The organism is Nocardia brasiliensis NBRC 14402 (assembly GCF_000308475.2).
Classification (GTDB): Bacteria; Actinomycetota; Actinomycetes; order Mycobacteriales; family Mycobacteriaceae; genus Nocardia; species Nocardia brasiliensis.
The window spans coordinates 1-19,509 of the sequence record NZ_BAFT02000070.1; the positions used below are offsets into that span (position 1 = coordinate 1).

Annotated in this window: 17 protein-coding genes, 1 pseudogene and 1 riboswitch; of the genes and pseudogenes, 8 read left to right on the forward strand and 10 right to left on the reverse strand. The window is 69.3% G+C overall.

Annotation, left to right across the window (positions count from 1 at the left end; all coding sequences use genetic code 11):
• Nucleotides 1-290, reverse strand: a pseudogene (locus TY25_RS44225) (hypothetical protein); the annotation flags it as partial.
• A 1,049-nt stretch (nucleotides 291-1,339) separates the two neighbouring features.
• Here TY25_RS44225 and TY25_RS25630 point away from each other — a divergent pair.
• Together TY25_RS25630 and TY25_RS25635 are read left to right on the forward strand one after the other, a co-directional pair.
• Nucleotides 1,340-1,783 carry a DUF3151 domain-containing protein gene (locus tag TY25_RS25630; RefSeq protein WP_014988818.1) on the forward strand — a complete coding sequence of 148 codons (444 nt, stop codon included), beginning with the start codon at nucleotides 1,340-1,342 and terminating at the stop codon, nucleotides 1,781-1,783.
• A 28-nt stretch (nucleotides 1,784-1,811) separates the two neighbouring features.
• Complete coding sequence (locus TY25_RS25635; RefSeq protein ID WP_226887139.1) at nucleotides 1,812-2,939, forward strand: FUSC family protein; 1,128 nt, start codon at nucleotides 1,812-1,814, stop codon at nucleotides 2,937-2,939.
• 289 nt (nucleotides 2,940-3,228) lie between these two features.
• On the opposite strand, the gene TY25_RS25640 is transcribed toward TY25_RS25635, so the two are convergent.
• The 3 genes from TY25_RS25640 to TY25_RS25650 all read right to left on the reverse strand — a co-directional run bounded on the left by TY25_RS25640 (nucleotide 3,229) and on the right by TY25_RS25650 (nucleotide 5,666).
• On the reverse strand, nucleotides 3,229-4,083 hold the full coding sequence (locus TY25_RS25640; RefSeq protein ID WP_042260233.1) for a glycosyltransferase family 2 protein: 855 nt from the start codon (nucleotides 4,081-4,083) through the stop codon (nucleotides 3,229-3,231).
• A 144-nt stretch (nucleotides 4,084-4,227) separates the two neighbouring features.
• Nucleotides 4,228-5,010: a site-2 protease family protein gene (locus tag TY25_RS25645; RefSeq protein WP_042260064.1), complete on the reverse strand. Its 783-nt coding sequence runs from the start codon at nucleotides 5,008-5,010 to the stop codon at nucleotides 4,228-4,230.
• On the reverse strand, nucleotides 5,007-5,666 hold the full coding sequence (locus TY25_RS25650) for a hypothetical protein (RefSeq protein WP_226887140.1): 660 nt from the start codon (nucleotides 5,664-5,666) through the stop codon (nucleotides 5,007-5,009). Before TY25_RS25650 ends, TY25_RS25645 begins: the two co-directional genes overlap by 4 nt.
• Before the next feature lie 261 nt (nucleotides 5,667-5,927).
• Here TY25_RS25650 and TY25_RS25655 point away from each other — a divergent pair, with 261 nt between their 5' ends.
• Together TY25_RS25655 and TY25_RS25660 are read left to right on the forward strand one after the other, a co-directional pair.
• Nucleotides 5,928-7,217 carry an adenylosuccinate synthase gene (locus TY25_RS25655; RefSeq protein ID WP_042260068.1) on the forward strand — a complete coding sequence of 430 codons (1,290 nt, stop codon included), beginning with the start codon at nucleotides 5,928-5,930 and terminating at the stop codon, nucleotides 7,215-7,217.
• A gap of 151 nt (nucleotides 7,218-7,368) precedes the next feature.
• Nucleotides 7,369-9,969 carry a helix-turn-helix transcriptional regulator gene (locus TY25_RS25660; RefSeq protein ID WP_042260070.1) on the forward strand — a complete coding sequence of 867 codons (2,601 nt, stop codon included), beginning with the start codon at nucleotides 7,369-7,371 and terminating at the stop codon, nucleotides 9,967-9,969.
• A 260-nt stretch (nucleotides 9,970-10,229) separates the two neighbouring features.
• Here the strand turns inward: TY25_RS25660 and TY25_RS25665 are convergent, their stop codons facing one another.
• From TY25_RS25665 to TY25_RS25675, 3 genes are all read right to left on the reverse strand, one after another.
• The gene (locus TY25_RS25665) at nucleotides 10,230-11,048 is read right to left on the reverse strand and encodes an alpha/beta fold hydrolase (RefSeq protein WP_042260235.1); all 819 of its coding nucleotides are present in this window, start codon (nucleotides 11,046-11,048) and stop codon (nucleotides 10,230-10,232) included.
• A 112-nt stretch (nucleotides 11,049-11,160) separates the two neighbouring features.
• Nucleotides 11,161-11,730, reverse strand: coding sequence for a methylated-DNA--[protein]-cysteine S-methyltransferase (locus tag TY25_RS25670; RefSeq protein WP_042260072.1), 570 nt, complete (start codon nucleotides 11,728-11,730; stop codon nucleotides 11,161-11,163).
• Between the two features lie 55 nt (nucleotides 11,731-11,785).
• Complete coding sequence (locus TY25_RS25675) at nucleotides 11,786-12,139, reverse strand: hypothetical protein (protein WP_042260074.1); 354 nt, start codon at nucleotides 12,137-12,139, stop codon at nucleotides 11,786-11,788.
• A 61-nt stretch (nucleotides 12,140-12,200) separates the two neighbouring features.
• On the opposite strand from TY25_RS25675, the gene yczR reads away from it, so the two are divergent.
• Nucleotides 12,201-13,706 carry a MocR-like transcription factor YczR gene (gene yczR, locus TY25_RS25680; RefSeq protein WP_042260076.1) on the forward strand — a complete coding sequence of 502 codons (1,506 nt, stop codon included), beginning with the start codon at nucleotides 12,201-12,203 and terminating at the stop codon, nucleotides 13,704-13,706.
• Between the two features lie 189 nt (nucleotides 13,707-13,895).
• Here the strand turns inward: yczR and TY25_RS25685 are convergent, their stop codons facing one another.
• A complete protein-coding gene (locus TY25_RS25685) occupies nucleotides 13,896-14,993 on the reverse strand; it encodes a CaiB/BaiF CoA transferase family protein (protein ID WP_042260079.1) in 1,098 nt (365 codons plus the stop codon).
• Between the two features lie 250 nt (nucleotides 14,994-15,243).
• Between TY25_RS25685 and TY25_RS25690 the strand changes: the two genes are divergently transcribed.
• A complete protein-coding gene (locus TY25_RS25690) occupies nucleotides 15,244-15,726 on the forward strand; it encodes a DUF456 domain-containing protein (protein ID WP_042260081.1) in 483 nt (160 codons plus the stop codon).
• Nucleotides 15,727-15,760: 34 nt separating this feature from the next.
• Here TY25_RS25690 and TY25_RS25695 read toward each other — a convergent pair whose 3' ends face one another.
• Together TY25_RS25695 and TY25_RS25700 are read right to left on the reverse strand one after the other, a co-directional pair.
• Nucleotides 15,761-16,633 carry an amidohydrolase family protein gene (locus tag TY25_RS25695; protein WP_042260083.1) on the reverse strand — a complete coding sequence of 291 codons (873 nt, stop codon included), beginning with the start codon at nucleotides 16,631-16,633 and terminating at the stop codon, nucleotides 15,761-15,763.
• Between the two features lie 62 nt (nucleotides 16,634-16,695).
• On the reverse strand, nucleotides 16,696-18,084 hold the full coding sequence (locus TY25_RS25700) for an FAD-dependent oxidoreductase (protein ID WP_042260085.1): 1,389 nt from the start codon (nucleotides 18,082-18,084) through the stop codon (nucleotides 16,696-16,698).
• 348 nt (nucleotides 18,085-18,432) lie between these two features.
• On the opposite strand from TY25_RS25700, the gene TY25_RS40745 reads away from it, so the two are divergent.
• Nucleotides 18,433-18,879: an Rv0361 family membrane protein gene (locus tag TY25_RS40745; protein ID WP_052383188.1), complete on the forward strand. Its 447-nt coding sequence runs from the start codon at nucleotides 18,433-18,435 to the stop codon at nucleotides 18,877-18,879.
• A gap of 63 nt (nucleotides 18,880-18,942) precedes the next feature.
• Nucleotides 18,943-19,057: riboswitch (SAM riboswitch) on the forward strand.
• Between the two features lie 13 nt (nucleotides 19,058-19,070).
• A complete protein-coding gene (locus tag TY25_RS25710; protein WP_042260087.1) occupies nucleotides 19,071-19,487 on the forward strand; it encodes a rhodanese-like domain-containing protein in 417 nt (138 codons plus the stop codon).
• Nucleotides 19,488-19,509 lie beyond the last annotated feature (22 nt).

A 19,509-nucleotide genomic window follows, 5' to 3' on the forward strand; every position in this document is an offset into this window, starting at 1 on the left:
GCTGCCGCACCCTTCGTGTCGCCGGGCTCGCTCTGCGCCGAAGCGGCCTGGGCTGCAGCGCTTTCCGTGCCGCCGGGCGACGCGGGTGCGGCGTCGGCGCCGGCGTTCCGTCCGGCGCCGGGTGCACCTGCCGGGCCGCCGGGCTGTGCCGCTGCGTCATCGGTGCCTGCCGGGCTGCCCGATGCGCCTGCCTGGGCACTGGCCTGCGCGCTCGCGGCTGCTGCACCGGGGATCTGGCCGGGGCGGGTCGGATCAGGCTGTGCTGCAGCGCCTTTCGTGGCGTCAGGCACTGCCGAAGTGCTGTCGGTACCCGCGCCCTGAGCGGGTCGCGGCGAACCTGCCGAGCCGCCCGTCTGTGCTGGTATGGCGTTCGCGACTGGCCCGGACCCGTCGGCGGCCGTGCTCGGCTGAGCTGCGCGTTTCATCGCGACCGTTTCGGCCTCGGAAGCTTTCGGTGTACCAGGTGTTCCCGCTGGGTTACCCGGCTGTCCCGTCGGGGCGGCCGCGTCCGGTGCTGCTGCGGCGGGCCTGTTCTGCCGTGCGATCACCTCGGTTTCGGCGGTGCCGCTGTTCGGTGCGCTGCTCTGTTGAGTTCCTGCGGCTTTCGGCGCACCAGGCACGGTGGGGTCTGCGGTGCCTGGGCCGCTTTGCGCACCTTGGCTGGTTGATCCGCTGTCGTGACCGGACTCGGCCGGTGCGGCGGGTCGGCCGGTGGCGGGAGTCGTCGACCCGCTCGGCGCGGACTGCCCGGGCGTGCTGATCGTCGGCGCGCCCGAACCGGGCCGACCTGTGGCGGGGGTGCTTGCGCCGGGCTGGGTTGCGCTGGTGGCCGAACCGCTCGGCGCGGCGGGGTCTTGGGTGCCGGGGCGCGGTGTCGCAGCGCCCGGAGTGCCGGAGGTCGGTGTCGTGCCCGGCGCAGTGCCGGGGTCTTGCGTTCCGCGTGGGGTTGAACCGGTGCCGTGGGTACTCGGCGTGGACGTGCCCTGTGCACCGGCGTTCGGTGCGGCACCACCAGCACCACCCGAGGCGGGGATAGGACGGGTCGCGCCGGCGTCGGCCGGGCGATCTCCGCTGTTCGCGCTCGGGTTGCTCGCCGCGTCGGCGCCGGGGCGTGCGCCGGGTCCGGCCGGGGTTGCCGGGTCGGCGCTCTCCCGCGCCGGGTTCTTGTTGTCGTTCGGGTCGGACACGCACTACCCCTCGGTCAGGCGGAACATCTTGAACTCGACGGCCAGCTTAACGGCCAGGGTCCGGCGAAGTCCGACTTCAGACCCCGCACGGCGGCAGGGAATGCGGCGGTACGCGTCACCGGCGATTATCGCGTCGGTGCACAATGAACCGCATGACCTCGTTCGGTGATCTGCTAGGCCCGCAACCGGTACTCCTCCCCGAAATCTCCGACGCCGAAGACGCGTTGCTCGAAGGCACCGATCCGGTGCGTGTCGCCGCCGACCATCCGGCGGCCTCGATCGCCTGGGCCTATCTGGCCGAGGCCGCGCTCACCAGGGGGGAAGCCCAGGACGAGCCGATCAATCACGACATCGTCGCCGCCTACGCGTTCGCCCGCACCGGCTACCACCGCGGCCTCGACCTGTTGCGGCGTAATGGCTGGAAGGGTTTCGGCCCGGTGCCGTGGAGCCACGAGCCCAACCGTGGCTTCCTGCGCAGCGTCGGCGCGCTGGCCCGCGCGGCCAAGGTGGTCGGCGAGACCGAGGAGTACGCGCGCTGCCTGGACCTGCTCGAAGATTGCGATCCCCGCGCGGCGGCTGAGCTGGGCCTGGACTGAATTGTCCCTGCTCGACTTCAAACCGCGCGTGGATGTCGCGCGCACGAGCACGGTGGACCGGCTGCGCGCCTCCTGGGCGCGGCTGCGCCTGTCCGCGCTGCCGATCGTGCAGTGCGCCGTCGGCGCGGCCCTGGCCTGGTTCATCGCGCGGGAGATCGTCGGCCACCCGCAACCGTTCTTCGCGCCGACGGCGGCCGTGGTCTCGATCGGCATCTCGTTCGGCGCCCGGCTGCGGCGTTCGGTGGAGCTGGTGGTCGGCGTCGCGGTCGGCATCGGCATCGGTGACCTGTTCATCACCAACGCCGGGACCGGGGTGTGGCAGATCGCGCTGGTGGTCGCGGTCGCCATGGCGGCGGCGGTGTTCCTGGACGGCGGCTCGATCATCACCATGCAGGCCGCGGGTTCGGCGGTGCTGGTCGCCACGCTGTTGCCGCCGTCGGCGGGCGGCGGCTTCTCCCGGATGATCGACGCGCTGGTCGGCGGTCTGGTGGGAGTGGTTGTGGTGGCTTCGATTCCGCTGCATCCGGTGCGCCGCGCCCGCGAGCAGGCCGCGGAAATCCTTGGCGTGATGGGCAAGTCGCTCACCGAGTGCGGCGACGGCCTGCTGGCGCAGGATCCGGACAAGCTGCGGGCGGCGCTCGCCGCGGTCCGCGCGACGCAACCGCAGATCGACGCGATGCGCGCCACGCTGGAGGGTGGCCGGGAGATCAGCCGAATCTCGCCGCTGTACTGGAACTCTCGCGCCCGCCTCGAACGCATCAAGGCCACCGCCGACCCGCTGGACAACGCGGTGCGCAATACCAGGGTGCTGTTGCGCCGCTCGCTGACGCTGGTCCAGGACGACGAGATTCTCGATCCCCGGTTGATCGACGAGGTCGAAAGGCTCGGCCAGGCAGTCGATGTGGTGCGCCGGATGATGCTCGCCGACCCGGGTGAACAGCCCGATCAGGCGGAGGGCGCTCGGGTGCTGCGGTCGGTCGCCAAGGAGGCACGCCCGGAACTCGTTGAGGGTGCCGGGCTTTCGGCGCACGTGGTGTTCGCGCAGGTGCGTTCGATCGTGGTCGACCTGATGCAGGTGTGCGGGATGAAGCGCATCTCGGCGATGGCGCTGCTCCCGCCGACCGTCCCCAAGCCGTGGGTCGTGCCGGAAGACTGAGCCGACTACGTAGCCGGCGCCGCGTGCGAGTGCTCCGGCCGCCGGTGTGCGGGGACTCGATGATGATCTTTGGGTAGTGCGCTACTCGTGTTCCGGCGGATGCCGCGCCCTACCTTGATCAAGAGACCGCAACGAAGCGAGGGGTGTTGCGGTCGCACACTTCGCACATCAGCGAACCACCCCGCCGGCCATGGGTGTGGTGGCCGGGCGGGTAGGGGTGGATTCGCCCGCTGCGAAGAGCAGAGCCGTCCGGTCCAGGGGAGGTCAGGCCGGACGGCCCTGTGTACTTTCAGGATTCCCCGACCGCGGAGACCCGCGGCGGCGCCGGGCGCAGTGTGAACCGGCGACGGTCGAAGTCCCAGAATCGATAGATCGGCCACTGCACGGTGTGCGTGAGCCAGGCGCCGACGATGATCGCGCGATGCAGCGGCAGCACCTGGTATCCCTGCTCGGCGATGGTGCGCAAGCCGGTCAGCTGGAAGTGCCACCATTCTCGCGGGTTGGTCCGGCGGCGCCGGGCCGAAGTCGCGGCCCGCATGCTTTTCAGCTGATCGATGCGAAATCCGCGCTTGGTCAGGCACAGCGCGAGATCCAGGTCCTCGGCCACGTCGGCGCGCGTGGTGGTGTCCGCGCCGACCTGCAGCCACGCCGCCCGGCGGATGGCCATGTTCGGCCCGTGCAGGTTGCCGACCCGCCCGCCGAGCTTGCCGCGCCGATCCTGCAGGTAGTAGCCGAGTTTCAAGAAGAAGCCCACCGGCGAGTCGTGATAGGTGGTGATCCCGGTGACCGCCGCGGTGTCGGGGTGTGCGCTCAGATGCGCGCGGACCACCGCGGCCCAGTCCGCGTCGACCAGGGTGTCGGCATCGGTCCTGGCCAGGAAATCGCCACGGGCCCGGTCGAATCCGGCGTTGCGCGCGGCCGGGATGCCGGGCGTGGTTTCCTCGATGAGCGCGACCTCTGGATGGGTCCGCGCGTAGTCGTGCACGATGCGGCGGGTGTCGTCGGTGCTGCCGTTGTCGACGACGATGATCTCGTCGACGGCGTCCTGGCGGACCAGGCGATCGAGGGTGCGCTCGATCCGGGTCGCCTCGTTGAGGGCCGGGATGATGACGGAAAGCACCGTCGCCGAAGGGTTGTCGGTCATGCTGGTGTGCTCCAACGTGTGCTGATGACAGCGTGCGCGCCGACCGGTGGGCCGGGAGCACGCTCGTACAGGGCGCACGTACGCGCCCGGGTCGACTGGCCGGGGATTACCCGATTCGGCCCGGGACGATCATCGAAATCCGCTCTAAGTCCAGAAGCGGGTCAGATAGCTGCCGTAGCGCGACCAGTCGGCGGGCACGCCGGACACCTCGAACAGCGCGTACACCGCGTCGAAGAAGACACCGTTGATCGCGGGCGTGAACAGCAGCGCGAACAGGATCAGCATGCCGAACGGCTTGAACTGGTCGAGCGAGCGGCGGGTCTGATAGCTCAGCGACGGTTCGAGAATGCCGTAGCCGTCCAGGCCGGGCAGCGGAATCAGGTTCAGCAGGGTCGCGGTGATCTGCAGGAACGCGAGGAAGCTCAAGCCGAACCACAGCGCGGGATGCGAACTCGTACTGCCGAACAGCTGCACGACCACCAGCAACAGCACCGCGCACAGCGCGTTCACCGCGGGACCCGCCGCACTGATGAGCCGCTGGGTGCGCGGGGCGAAATTGTGGGTGTGCACGTAGACCGCGCCGCCGGGCAGGCCGATGCCGCCCAGCGCGATGAACACCATCGGCAGCACGATCGATAGCAGCGGATGGCTGTACTTCAGCGGATTCAACGTGAGGTAGCCGCGCAGTTCGACCTCGCGGTCACCGGCCCGCCACGCCGTGAACGCGTGCGCGAACTCGTGCAGGCACAGCGTGATCACCCAGCCGAACACGACCAGCACGAACACCCCGGCCTTGGCCCGGGTGGAGTCCAGCGGGGCATCCCAGGCGAGCACGCCGCCGACGATCGTGATGACGACGACCAACAGGAAGATCGGGCTCGGGCGCACCGCGCGGGAGCGCCGTTCGGCGAAGAACGCGGACGTCATCGGACCAGCAGCCAGGGCTCGTGGTGCCGGTAGAAACTGGACCGGGGCACCGTGCGGTCGGTGCGGATACCGTCCCTGGTCACCACCGCGCCGGGGGTGCCGAGCTGGGCGGCGCGACCTTCGGCCCAGCGGCGCTTGCGCATGCCCTTCTGCACCGTGGCCCGGACCCCGGGCTGATGCAGTGTCGGCGAGATCAGCATGGCGGTGACCTTGCCGGAGAACAGCTGGAAGTCGTCCACGTAGGCCTCGCCTTCGAGCTTTTCCGCACCCGGCCCGGTGATCTTGGCGCGGCCGATCAGCACCTTGCCGGTGTCGTCGCGGATGAGCGGCACCTCGGTCGCGCGCCCGTCGATGGCCCGCTTGGCGGCGGCGTTGCCGGTGCCGGTCTGGTAGGCGCGGGAGCCGTAGGTCTTGTCCACCGGGACGTAGCCGATCTCGACGTGCAGCCGTTCGGTGCGCATCAGGTGGGTCAGCACCGCGGCGAGCGCGGCGTCGTCACCGAGCACGATCAGCCGCGGGAGGCTGTCGGCGGCGAGCACCGGAAGCAACTCGTCGATCTCTGCGGTATCGGGGATGGCGGCCGTCGAACTGGTCGGCAGCGCCGCGAGGGCGATAGGTACCGGTGCGCCGTCGCAACGGAGAACGTGGGTACTCAAACTGCCGTACACCCTCCTCGGTTCGAGCCGACGTCGTCGGACCAACGGGTGCAACCTTAGCCCTGCCCGGCATCGGCCACACGGTTGTCGAGCCTACGACGAGATCCGGTCCCACGCTGTTGACGACGCGTCGACTAGACTGTGCTCCCGGCCACCGCCTCGATACGGCAGGTAGCTGCAACACCGGCGAATACCGCCCGGTCGGCTCTGCCGACTGCCATCTACCCGGGTGTTGCAAGTCGAACCGTAGGAGACACGACCATGCCGGCAATCGTCCTGATCGGCGCCCAGTGGGGCGACGAAGGTAAGGGCAAAGCGACCGATCTACTCGGTGGCCGGGTGCAATGGGTGGTCCGATACCAGGGTGGCAACAACGCGGGCCACACCGTGGTGCTGCCCAATGGCGACAATTTCGCGCTGCACCTGATCCCCTCCGGCATCCTCACCCCCGGCGTGACGAATGTCATCGGCAACGGCGTCGTCATCGACCCGGGCGTGCTCCTCGACGAACTCGCCGGACTGGAAGAGCGCGGGGTCGACACCTCCGGTCTGCTGCTCTCCGCCGACGCGCACCTGATCATGCCGTACCACGTGGCCATCGATAAGGTCACCGAACGCTTCCTCGGCAACAAGAAGATCGGCACCACCGGCCGCGGTATCGGCCCCTGCTACCAGGACAAGGTCGCTCGCGTCGGGGTGCGCGTCGCCGATGTGCTGGACGAGAAGATCCTCACCCAGAAGGTCGAGGCCGCGCTGGAGTTCAAGAACCAGGTGCTGGTCAAGATCTACAACCGCCGCGCGCTCGACCCGCAGCAGGTGGTCGACGAGGTGCTCGCGCAGGCCGAAAGCTTCAAGCACCGGATCGCCGACACCCGGCTGAAGCTCAACGTGGCGCTCGAGCGCGGCGAGACCGTGCTGCTGGAAGGCTCGCAGGGCACCCTGCTCGACGTGGATCACGGCACCTACCCGTACGTCACGTCGTCCAACCCGACCTCGGGTGGCGCGGCGGTCGGCGCCGGCGTCGGGCCGAACAAGATCAGCACGGTGCTCGGCATCCTCAAGTGCTACACCACCCGGGTCGGCTCCGGCCCGTTCCCGACCGAGCTGTTCGACGAGTTCGGCACCTACCTGGCCAAGACCGGCGGCGAGGTCGGCGTGACCACCGGACGCGCCCGGCGCTGCGGTTGGTTCGACGCGGTGATCGCGCGCTACGCGACCCGGGTCAACGGCATCACCGACTACTTCCTCACCAAGCTCGACGTGCTGTCCAGCCTGGAGACGGTGCCGATCTGCGTCGCCTACGACGTGGACGGCGAGCGGGTCGAGCAGATGCCGACCACACAGACCGAGTTCCACCACGCGAAGCCGATCTACGAAGAGATGCCCGGCTGGTGGGAGGACATCTCGGGGGCGCGGACCTTCGAGGAACTGCCCGCCAACGCGCAGGCGTACGTGCTGCGGCTGGAGGAGCTGTCCGGGGCGCGGATCTCCTGCATCGGCGTCGGGCCCGGCCGCGATCAGACCATCGTCCGGCACGACGTCCTGGGCTGAGCGGGGCGGCGGCCGTGACCTAAACGGCCGTCGTTCAAAGGGTTTGGCCGACCGGTGCGTCCACTTCACCGCCGCGCGACCGTCGCGGTGAGACGCAGCGTAATAGCTGCAGGGCTTCGATCATGAACCTCTGGCAACTACAGTAAGAGCTATGGCTCGGAACTGGCCGATGATCGAGCGCGAGACCGAGTTCGAGGCGATCCGCGCGGCCCTCACCGGCAGGGCGCATGTCGGCGCGGTCCTCACCGGTGATGCCGGTGTCGGGAAAACCACGCTGGCCAGGCAGGCGACCGCGGCGGTCGGCGGCAACATCCGCTGGGTCGCGGGCACCGAATCGGCGCGCAGCATTCCGTTGGGGGTGTTCGCGCACATGGTCGGCGTTTATACGGCGCACGATCCGGTGACGTTCATGTCCGCCGCGCGCGAGGCGTTGCTCGCGGACGGGCACACCATCATCGGCGTCGACGACGCCCACCTGCTCGATCAGTTGTCGGCCACCCTGCTGCTGCAGCTGGCGATCGACAAGGCGGCGCACATCGTGGCCACCGTGCGCAGCGGGGTGCAGGTGCCCGACGCGGTCACCTCGCTGTGGAAAGACGGTCATCTGCTGCGCATCGATCTGAATCCGTTCAGTCAGCGCCAGAGTGTGGACCTGGTCGAATCGATGCTGGGCGGGCAGCTGGAAGGCTTCACCGCCAACCTGATGTGGGAGTCCTCCGGCGGAAACGCGTTGTTCCTGCGGCATTTGGTCGAGGGCGCGCTCGAGGCGGGTTCGCTGCGTCAGGTGAACGGCGTCTGGCAGCTGCGCGGCCGGGCCGCGGTCACCTCGGAACTGGCTGCGCTGCTGGAAGATCGGGTCGAGCAACTGCCCGACGACGTGCTGCACGTACTGGAGCTGCTCACCTTCTGCGAACCGATCGACCTCGACGTGCTGTCCGAGCTGGCCGGCGAGGAGGCGGTGGAAGCCGCCGAAACCCGGGGTGTGATCCGGGTTGTGCAGAATTCGCACCAGCTGATCGTGCGGTACAACCATCCGCTGTTCGGCGAGGTGATCCGGCGCCGGCTCGGCATCGCCTCGGCGCGGCGGTTGCGCGGACGGTTGTACTCCTCGCTGAAGGAGCGGCCGATAAATTCCGCCGCCGATCGTATCCGGCTCGCCGAATTGGCTTTGGACAGCGACAAATCCGCCGACCTCGAACTGTTCGAGGCGGCCGCCGCCGACGCCATCGGCTTGGCGAACCTGCCGCTCGGCGAGCGATTCGCCCGGGCCGCGGTGGAACGGCGCGGCGGGGTCGAGTCCGCCGATCTGCTCGCGCGGGCGCTGCTGTGGCAGGGGCATCGGATCGAAGCCGAACGCATGCTCGCCAGCTTCGACCCCGACGAGCTCAGCGAGGTGCAGCTGGTCCGGTGGGGTAGCACGCGGGTGGCGAACCTGTTGTGGGCCATGGGCGACGCCGATCTCGCCGACGAGGTGCTCACTCTGGTCCGCGGCAAGACAAAGCATCCGAAGAACGTGGCGCTGCTCGACGGACTCGCCTCCGCCTGCGCCGTGAACGAGAACCGGATCGACACCGCGATCGCCGACGCGGAGAAGGCGATCAACGTCAAAGGCGCACCGGCCTGGGCGGTCTGGTGGGCCTCCTTCGGCGGCAGCCTGGCCTTGGCGCTGATGGGTAAAGGCGATGCGGCGCAACAGTACGCGGTCCGTGGGCACGAGGTGGAGACCGAGATCGACGGTCTCAACCGCTTCATGTCCACCCATGCCGAGGTGCTCGGGCTGGTGTTGACCGGGCAGCTCGATGCCGCTCGTCGTTGCGCCGCAGACTATTTCGGCTATTCCGCACCAGGGCAGTATCTGGCGTGGGGCATGTCGAAGATCCTGCAGGGCACCGTCGACGTGGCGCAGGGGCACTTCCCGGACGGTATCGAGAACCTGGAGCAGGCGTTGGCCGCGCTCGCCGCGGAAGGCGCGGCGGCCTGGATGTTCCCGGCGAGAATCCGTCTCGCCGAGGCGTATTCGGCGCTCGGCCGGGCGGCCGAGGCCGCCGAGGCGATCGCCGAAGCCACCGCCCGCGGCGGCAGGCACAGTGCCGTGTACGAGCCGCAGCTCGAAGTCGCCCGCGCCTGGCACGCGGCCGCCGAAGGCACCGTCACCCCGGCCATCCGGCTCGCGCTGGGGGCGGCCGATGCTGCCGCCCGGTCCAATCAGCACGGCATCGAGGCTATGGCGCTGCATGCCGCGGCCCGCTTCGGGGAGCATTCCGCCGCAGGCCGATTAGCAGATCTGGCGGCCATGGTGGACGGCAAGCTGGTGCAGGTGCAAGCCAGGCACGCGGTCGCCCTCGCGGCGCACGACGGACCCGGGTTGGACGCTGCCGCAGCAGAATTCGAACAGCTCGGCGCGTTGCTTTCCGCCGCAGACGCCTCCGCGCAGGCCGCGTCGGCGCACGAACGCGCCGGGGATCGCCGTCGCCTGCTCGAGTCCGCCGCCGCGGCGAACCGGCTCGCGGCGGCCTGTGGCGGGGCGAGCACCCCCGCATTGCGGCAGGCAGCCCAACCGCTCCCGCTCACCGCCCGCGAACGCGAGATCGCGAACCTCGTCGCGGCCGGTCTGTCCAACCGCCAGATCGCCGACCGCCTCACCGTTTCCGTCCGCACCGTCGAAGGCCACCTCTACCGCGCCTGCATCAAGATGGACGTCACCGACCGCGAATCCCTCGGCGCCCTCATGCGCGGCGAATCCACCCCCTGACCCCGCGCTTGCTCCCGGGCCGGTGCGGTGGCCGGAGCTGTGCGGAAGCTGTGCCGTGTGCCAGCCCTGAGCGAGCTGCGGTGCGGGAAGGCTGGACCCGTACGGAGGCTGTGCCGTGGTGCCCGCGGCCCTGCTGCGGTGCGGGAAGGCTGGACCCGTACGGAGGCTGTGCCGTGGTGCCCGCGGCCCTGCTGCGGTGCGGGAAGGCTGGACCCGTGCGGATGCCGGGCCGGAGCGGGGCGGGTGGCCGGTGCGGAAGTCTATGCGGTGGTGAGGAATTCGCCTGCGGGTGGGGCGAGCAGGCGGATGTCGGGGTTGTGGCTGAGGCGGGGGATCTCGGTGAACTCGGCGTCGGGGAGGACGGCGGCGATGGCGCGGGCGCCGGTGCGCAGCAGCGCATCGCTTTTCGCGCCCGCGATGACCAAGGTTTGGGCTTTGACACCGGACCAGTCCTCGGTGCGCAGCGGTTCGCCGCGCATGAACTCGCGCATGACGGCCCAGTCGTAGGCGGTCGAGTGGGCGGTGGCGCGCAGGTTGCGCCAGAACGGGGTCCAGCGCATGAGTGTGACGAAGCCGCGCGGAATGCCCATCGCCTTGGTCATGTAGAAGCGCACCGTCTCGGATCGCTTACCGGCGGCGATCAATTCGTGCAGGGTGGTCTCCAGGTCGGCGGCGGGCACGAAGTTCTCGTGATCGACCACGAACGGCGGTTCGAAGGCGACGACCTTGGTGATCCCCGGGATCTGTCCGGACGCCGCGGCCCGCAACGCCAGTCCCGCCCCGGAAGACCAGCCGAACAGCATCGCCGAGCCGCCCGCGGCCGCCACCAGTGCGGTGAGGTCGTCGATCTCGTGCCGGACGTCGTACCCGGCGGCCCGGTCGGTGCTGTCGCCGCGACCACGCCGGTCGTAGTTCAGGACGGTCAATCCGTACTGCTTGTGCAGCGTTTCGGCCAGCGCCACCATCTTGGGGAACTTCCGGTAGCCGAACGCGCCACCGATCAGGATCACGGTTCCGGCGACGCCGTCGAGCTGGTCGTAGGCGAGCACGGTGCCGTCGGCGGAGGTCACTGTCTGCACAGCAGTCTCACTTTCGATGAGGTGGCCGGCCGCGGTTCGCTGCGGCCTGTACTCGTGCAGACGGGGCAGGCGCAGGAAACTCATCGCGGCGCTCGATCGGCCACGGCGGCCCTCAGAACAGCGTCGGCTCGCCGAAGCCTGGGGTGCGCTCGATCTCCAGCAGGTGCTGTTTGGTGCTGACGCCGCCGGGGGCGGAGAAGCCGGTGAGCGCGTTGTCCGCGGCGAGCACCCGGTGGCACGGGATGATCAGGGGAATCGGGTTGCGGCCCAAGGCTTGTCCGACGGCCTGCGCGCCACCGGGCTGTCCGATGCGGTGCGCGACCTGCCCGTAGGTGAGGGTGCGGCCGGGGTCGATGGCGCGGGTGACCTCGAGCACCGCCCGGTTGAACTCCGGAATCCCGCTGAGGTCCACCGGAATCCAGCGCAGGTCGTCGAGTTCGCCGGCGAGGTGGGCGCGCACGCCCGCGACGGCCTCGGCGATCACGCCGGTGGGGGTCTCTTCGCGGACCTCGTCGTCCGGCAGGCCGGCGCGGCGGCGCGTGATGCGCGCACGGGTCGCGGCCGGGCTTGCTTCGGGGAGCTGGAACCGGATCACGGTCGGACCGCTCCATGCGATGGCGCAGATGCCGATCGCGGTGTCGAAGAGGGTTGCCTCGGCGGTCAGGCAACGCGGGTCGCTCATGTAGTCAGTGTGCACCGTGGCACCGACAGGTCCAGTCAGATAAGGCCAGTTTTGCTCAACTGGCCTTCCTGTCGAAGGTGGCATGGTGCACGCTGCTCCGATGCCGGGTAGCGGCCTCGGATCGGACCGAGGTCAGCTTCCGCTCGGTGCGTCCCAGTTCGGCGATGGTTTCCGGCGCGGCCGGGCGGACCGGTTCGGCCACGGTTTCCGGTGTGTCGTTGCGTCCGTAGATCGCGGCGAGATCGGCGTAGCGCCGCTGCTCGTCATAGTAGGACGCGGTCCAGTCCGACAACGGGCCGCGCGGCTGGAAACGCTCCAGCCGGAACGCACGCTCGGCACCCTTCGGCAGGTAGTGATAGATGAGATAGCCGAGGACGGCGACGACGAGGAGGGTGGCAAAGGTGATCATGCCACCAGATTGCGCCCGACTGGCCTTGCTTTAAATATCCACTCCCTCGATACTGGACTGTATGGCGACGAGAGTGATCGGCGCGGGCACGCTGGCCCGTGACCTCGGTGGGTGGCGCAACGTGGACGAGGACGGCGGCGAGCCGGCCACCCGGCGGGCCACGCGTCCGGCGTATCTGGCTCTCGCCGAAGGCATTCGGCTGCTCATCCACGACGGACGGGCGCCGCTCGGGGTCGCGCTGCCCAGCGAGCGCGACCTCGCGGCGACCCTCGGCGTCAGCCGCACGACGATCACCTCCACCTACTCGCTGCTCCGCGAGAACGGCTACCTGATCAGCCGTCAGGGTTCGCGCAGCACGGTCGCGCTGCCGCGCGACGTGCAGCACGACGGCAGCAAGCCGGCCAGGTCCATCCTGGCGATGATGGCCGCCTCGGAGCTGCCGACCATCGATATGACCTACGCCGCGATGGCCGCGCCACTGGAGATGCAGGAGGCCTATTCCGTTGCGCTGGAGGGTATTCCGACCTACCTCGGCACGCACGGCATGGACCCGGTGGGTGTGCTCGCGCTGCGCGAGGCGATCGCGCGCCGCTACACCGAACGCGGCCTGCCCACCGATCCGGACCAGATCCTGGTCACCCTCGGTGCCCAGCACGGCCTGCGCCTGCTGCTGAACGTGCTCACCGCGCCCGCGGCCCGGGTGCTCATCGATCACCCCACCTACCCGAACGCGATCGAGGCGATCCGGGATGTCGGCGCCCGCCCGGTACCGGTGCCGCTGCGCCCCGAAACACCTGACCAGGGCTGGGATCTGGACGGTATCCGCAGTGCGGCCAGGCAGACCGCGGCCACGCTGGCCTACCTGGTGCCCGATTTCAACAACCCCACCGGCCTACTGCTCGACGCGGACGGCCGCGCCGAACTGGCCGCGATCGCCCGGGAAACCAGGATGACCGTGGTGATCGACGAGTCGATGGCGGATCTGCACCTGGCGGGCGAGCCACAGCAGCCGCCCGTCGCCGCGTTCGCCAAGGGCAACGAGATCGTCACCATCGGCTCGGCCTCGAAATCGTTCTGGGGCGGCCTGCGGGTCGGCTGGATCCGCACGAACCAGCCCTTGATCACCAAGCTGCTCGGCATCCGTTCCACGGTCGACCTCGGCACGCCGGTGATGGACCAGCTGGCGACCGTGCACCTGCTCGCCAACGCCGACACCATCCTCGACCGCCGCCGCGACCAGCTGCGGGCGCAGCGGACCGCGCTGGTCGAAACCCTCGCCGAGGAATTGCCGGACTGGCGGGTCGGTTACGGCGCGGGCGGCATGTCGGTGTGGGCGCAGCTGCCCGCCCCGGTGTCGACCGCGCTGGCCGCCACCGCGCCCAACCACGGCGTATTACTCGCTGCCGGACCGCGTTTCGGTGTGCAAGGTGCTTTCGAGCGGTTCATCCGGTTGCCGTTCACCCATCAGGAGCCGGAACTCCGGCTGGCGGTCAAGGGGATTGCCGCGGCCTATACCGCGTTGACGCCGCGCGCCGCCGACCCGCTGCAGCCGCTCACCTGCTACTGACGGCAGTTTTCGGTGCGGGGGTGCCGGGTGCCGGTGACGCGGATCGCCGAGCCGGTCGAGCTTTGCGGTTCGCCGGGCTCGCCGCCGTCCGTTCCGGGTGTGGTTCGTGCCGGGTGCGGTCCGTTCCGGGTGTGGTCTGCTCCGAGTGGGCAGGCCCCGGCTGACCAGCCGGGGCCTTCGCCGTGAAACTCAGTCCGCCCAAACGGTTTCGATCGGGGTCGCGACGGACGGCGGCGGCGTGGGGACGCCGTTCGGGGTGCGGGAGAAGCGCGGGGCGGGCGCGTGCTGGGTGATGTCGTCGACCTCGATCAGTGAGCCGCGGGCCGCGATGTGCTCGTTCTGCGTGGCCTCCTCGAACGTGAGCACCGGCGTGACGCAGGCGTCGGTGCCCGCGAAGATCGCCGTCCACTCGTCCCTGGTCTTGTCCCGGAACCGTTCGGTGAACACCTTTTTCAGCGTTTCCTGACCGGCGGGGTCGATCTGGTAGGGCAGGCCCTCCGGGTCGACTTCCAGCCCGGCGAGCAGTTGCGCGTAGAACTGCGGTTCGATCGCGCCCACCGCCATGTACTTGCCGTCGGCGGTCTCGTAGGTGTCGTAGAACGACATGCCGGTGTCGAGCAGGTTCACGCCGCGCTCGTCGGACCACGCCCCGTGGCCGCGCATGCCCCAGATCATGTGCGAAAGGGCCAGCGCCCCATCGACCATCGCCGCGTCGACGACCTGCCCTTTGCCCGAGCTCTGCCGCTCGACCAACGCGGCGAGCAGGCCGAAGACCAGGAACATCGAGCCGCCGCCGAAATCGCCGACCATGTTCAACGGCGGCACCGGACGCTCACCCTTGCGGCCGATCGCGTGCAGCACGCCGGTGATGGAGATGTAGTTGATGTCGTGCCCGGCGCGATCGGCGAGCGGGCCCTCCTGACCCCAGCCGGTCATCCGGCCGTAGATCAGCCGCGGGTTGCGGGCCAGCGCGTCGTCCGGGCCGAGACCCATCCGCTCGGTGACGCCCGGCCGGAAGCCCTCGATCAGGACGTCGGCCTTTTCGATGAGCCCGAGCACCTTCTCGATATCGGCCGGATCCTTGAGGTTGGCCTCGACGATGGTGCGCCCGCGCAGCTGCGGGCGGTCGAACCCGCCCGGCAGCTGCCCGGCCCGCTGTACCCGCACCACGTCGGCGCCCAGATCGGCAAGCAGCAATGCCGCGTGCGGACCCGGCCCGATCCCGGCGAGCTCGATGACCTTGATGCCCGCGAGCGGGCCCTTTGCGGCGGTGGATGGAGTGCTCACGCCCTACCTCGGTTCGTCGTTGATCCAGCGCACCGGCGCCCCGGCGCTGCCGCCGGAGCCGCCGGCGGATGTATTGACAGTATGACAATAACTTCGCCGCACTCACCCAGCCCCGGTTGCTGTGCGCCGGCGGACCTGGTACGTCACAATCCTCGCAAGCGCGACAACCGCGGGAGCGTCCGGCGACAGCGCAGTGAGGTGGAGTCATGGCACAGCGCACGGCGCGGCCGCTGGTCAGCGAGGCTTCGGCATGAGCGTCGCCGGGGAGATCGTCGTCGGTCTCGTCATCCTCGTCGGCCTGCTCGGGATCATCGTCCCGATCCTGCCCGGCGTCATCCTGATCTTCGGCGCGATCGCCGTCTGGGCGTTTGTGACCGGCGGCGCCACCGCCTGGACCGTCTTCGGTATCAGCACGGCCCTGCTCGTGCTGTCCGGCGTCATCAAATACACCTGGCCCGGCCGGAAGCTGAAGGACGCGGGCGTGGCCAACCGCTCGCTGTTCTTCGGCGCGGTACTCGGCATCGTCGGCTTCTTCGTCATCCCCGTCGTCGGCCTGTTCGTCGGATTCGTTCTCGGCGTTTACCTTTCCGAACTACACCGCCTGCGCGTCAACCAACAGGCTTGGCAGGCAACGATGCACGCCCTCAAAGGCGTCGGCCTCTCCATGCTCATCGAACTCCTCGGCGCCCTGCTCGCCACCGGCGTCTGGCTCGTCGGCGCCCTCGTCGCGTGAACCGCTGAGTCGCCGAAGGCCCTGTGCCCGAGCGTTACTCGATGATGGGGAGGGGGAGGGTGTCGGTGGTGTCCGGGGTGGGGAGGGCGTCGCGGCGGATGGGGAGGGTGGGTTGTTCGGCGCGGTGCAGGGGGAGAGTTGGGGCCGGATCTTCGGGGACGGGGCGGACCTTGGCGGGCAGGCGGTAACAGGCGCGGGCGTTGTCCTCGAGCACGGCGAACATGTCGGTGCCGACGACATCGCAGAGCAGGTCGACGTCGGAATCCTGGAAGGGGCGGCCCGCGCGGGTGCCGGGCAGGTCGGTGCCGAACATCAGCGCCTCGGGATTGACGGCGTGGATCCGGCGCAGCGTGTCCGCGACCGGCAACGCGACCCGGCCGAAACCCGTTGCCTTGACCCGCGCCCCGCGATCGACGAGATCGAGCAGGTAGGGCAGGCCCTCCTCGGACATGCCGAGATGGTCGATGGTGAACGCGGGCAGCTTGGACAGCACCGGCTGCAGCGAGGTGAGCATCGTGCCGTCGATGTAGACCTCGACATGCCAGCCGACCAGTTCGTGCGCGCGCAGCGCCTGCAGGGTCATGCCGGTGATGTCGGCGGCGGCGCGCTTGAGGTTGAACCGCAGCCCGCGCACGCCGATCCGGTCCAGCTCGATGATCTCGTCGTCGGTGGCGTCGAGATCGAGCCGGGTGACGCCGACCCAGCCCTCGCCCAGTTCGGCGAGGGCGGCCCGCAGATAGGTCTGATCGGTGCCCTGGAATGACCCGCTGACCACGGCACCACCGTCGATATCGAAGCGCGACATGCGCTTTCGATAGTCGGCGATGGTGAACGGGTCGGGCAGGTAGCCCTCGTTCTCGACCCGCGGGAACCGTGGGTCGAAGATATGGAGATGGGCATCGAACACTTGTACAGAATGCCTCAGTGCGCGAAGTTTCGCTGTCGCGACGGTTACCGGCGAGCCGGGGCTCAGACCTTGTGCGGCTCGCTGGCGCGCAGCATGTCCTCGCGCTCGACCACCTTGACGCGCTCGCGGCCCTCCGGCTCGCCGAGGGCGCGCTCGTGCGCGTCCAGGCGGTACCAGCCCTGCCAAGTGGTGAACGGGATGCCCTTGCCCTCGAGGAACTCGGTGACCGCGTCCAGCTCGGGGCGCTCGGCCGGGGTGAAGTCCTTGCTGTCGTCGAGCAGGCAGGCCACGGTCTCGTTGGCGTCGCCCTTGGTGTGGCCGATGAGGCCGACCGGGCCGCGCTTGATCCAGCCGGTGACGTAGGTGGCCGGAATGTAGCGGTCGGCGCCGTCGGCGTTCTCGTCGGCGATGACGCGGCCCGCCTCGTTGGGCACGGTGCCGGCCTGGTCGTCGAACGGCAGGTTGGTCAGGTTCTGCGACAGGTAGCCGACGGCGCGGTAGATCGCCTGCACGTCCCAGTCCTTGAAGACGCCGGTGCCCTTGACGTTGCCGGTGCCGTCGAGCTGGGTGCGCTCGGTGCGCAGGCCGACGACCTTGCCGTCCTCGCCGAGGATCTCGGCGGGCGACTCGAAGAAGTGCAGGAACAGCTTGTGCGGCCGGTTGCCGACATCGCGAATGGCCCACTGCTCCAGCGTGTTCGCGATCATGTCGACCTGCTTGGAGTGCCGGCGCGCGGCCTCGGAGCCCTCGTCGTAGTCGATGTCCTCGGGATCGACGATGACCTCGATGGTCGGCGAGTGGTCCAGTTCGCGCAGTTCCAGCGGGGTGAACTTGGCCTGGGCCGGGCCGCGTCGTCCGAAGACGTGCACCTCGACCGCCTTGTTGGCCTTCAGGCCGGCGTAGACGTTCGGCGGGATCTCGGTCGGCAGCAGTTCGTCACCGGTCTTGGCCAGCACGCGTGCCACGTCGAGCGCGACGTTGCCGACACCGAGCACGGCGACCTTCTCCGCGTCCAGCGGCCAGGTGCGCGGCACGTCCGGGTGGCCGTCGTACCAGGACACGAAGTCGGCGGCGCCGTAGGAGCCGTCCAGCCCGATGCCGGGGATGCCGAGCGCGCGGTCGGCGTTGGCGCCGGTGGAGAAGATCACCGCGTCATAGAAGATGCGCAGGTCGTCCAGGGTGATGTCGGTGCCGTAGTCGATGTTGCCGAGCAGCCGCACCTGCGGCTTGTCGAGCACCTTGTGCAGCGCGGTGATGATGCCTTTGATCCGCGGGTGGTCCGGCGCGACGCCGTAGCGGATCAGGCCGAACGGCGCGGGCATGCGCTCGAACAGGTCGATGCTCACCTCGGCGTCGGACTTCATCAGGGCGTCGGCGGCGTAGATCCCGGCCGGCCCGGCGCCGACGATGGCGATGCGGAGCGGGCGGGTAGCGGCACTCTGTTCGGTCATCTTTAACGGCACCCTTATGGTCGAGAACAAATTAACGGCGTCTTGCTTAGCCTAGGCTAAGTCACGCGCTGGCTGGTTGCACCTACCGATGCGGACCCCGGAGCCGTCGGCTCGTGGCCCACTCCGTCGCGGCTATGACAGCAGGCCGCAGTCTTGCGATTCTATCGGTGCTGCGCGGGCCCGCCCGCGGCGGTGCGTGAACTGAGCGGATGCCACCCCGGGCGTTCTGTCCTGGTTACCCGATCTGCTCGCGCTGATCCTCGCGTGCCGCAGCGGAGTTCGGCGTCGTCGCGGCCGCGATGCGGGGCCGATCGCCGGATTGCGCCGCCCACCAGGGATCATCGTCGTATGACTGAGCCGCAGCCGCCCGCCGCAGACGAGCCCATCGTGGTCGATCAGACCGATCGGCGCTCGGTGGTGCCGTTCGCCGCGGCCGGGATTTTCGCGGTGCTCGTGCTCGCGGCGATCATCATCGGCGGGGTGGTCTCGCCCGCTGAGAAAAATGTCACAGAATCCGACCGGATCACTGCCGCCGTCAACCGCTTCGTCGAGGGCAGCAACCAGACCAGTGCGGTGCCGCCACCAGGCACGGGCTGCCCGGATTTCGATCCGAAGCGGTCCCCACTGGCGGGGCGCTCCGGTGCCGGAAAGACTGTAGAGGTAACGAAAATCGAGAACCCGATGGTCGACGGCGACCGCGCCAAGGCGACCGTCACCACCAAGGTCGAGGGCAACGAGGCCACCGCCCTCTGGAATCTGACCAGATCCGGTGACAAATGGCTGGTCTGCGATTGACCGTTCCCACAGCGTGAGCAGCCGTTTGACACGGTGACCCTTGTCCAGGCAATCTCAGCTGAAGGTCATGAGAACCAGTGTCAAGCCCCGGCAATACTGGTCGGCAACCCTCCTCCGCGGTGGGGTGCTCCGGGTGACGACCTGGCCGCGCGTCAATCGAGCGCGGCAAGTGCGGATTCTAGGAGGTCCATATGTCTTATGCCGGTGACATCACGCCGCAGCAGGCGTGGGAACTGTTGCGCGACAATCCCGATGCCATTCTGGTCGACGTGCGCACCACGGCCGAATGGAAGTTCGTCGGGGTGCCCGACACCAGCTCGATCGACCGGCAGACGGTCCTGATCGAGTGGGTCGACAGCAGCGGGACGCGCAACGGCGAGTTCACCGACCAGCTGCTCGCGGCGCTCGACGGGCGCAAGCCGGAGGCGCCGGTGATCTTCCTCTGTCGTTCGGGGCAGCGTTCCATCGGCGCGGCGGTCGCCTCGACCGCCGCCGGCTTCAGCGCCTCCTACAACGTGCTCGAAGGATTCGAAGGTCCGCTCGACGAACACGGGCACCGCGGCGGCTCCGGCTGGCGTGCCCTCGGCCTGCCCTGGCGGCAGTCGTGAACGCGGGGGCGTGCTGTAGCGC